Source organism: Cupriavidus sp. 05N39, assembly GCF_056397325.1.
Window position 1 is genome coordinate 1 of sequence record NZ_JBFTNE010000347.1, and the last position, 411, is coordinate 411.

The 411-nt window shown below is 73.7% G+C and carries 1 pseudogene; it reads left to right on the forward strand.

Going from position 1 to position 411, the window contains the following annotated elements:
- A pseudogene (locus AC1DN0_RS41645) lies at positions 1 to 411 on the forward strand (histidine kinase); the annotation flags it as partial.

Below are 411 nucleotides of genomic sequence, written 5' to 3' on the forward strand. Positions count from 1 at the left end.
GGGCCGTCAGTTGACCCGCGCAGCCAGCAACGAAGAAGTGGCACAAGCCGGGCGCGAAGCGCTGGAACAGGCGATGGACGCCCCGGCCTGGCTGCGCATCGGCCCGCACACCAGCACCAGCGGCAGCGCCGCGCCCGGCGAGACCGACCTGGCCGCCGCCGACTGGGCGCGCCGCCATGGCCAGCCCAGCGGCCGCTTCACCGATACCCTGGCCGGCGCGGAGTGGTGGTTCCTGCCGCTGCTGGATGGCGATGACCGCGCCATCGGCGTGGCCGGCATGCGCTTCGCGCGGAATGCGCCGCGCCTCACCCCCGAGCAGCGCCAACTGGCCGAGGCGATGGTGGACGACATCGCCCAGGCCGCGCTGCGCACGCAGCTGGTGGCCGACCTGGAAAAGGCGCACGTGAGCAA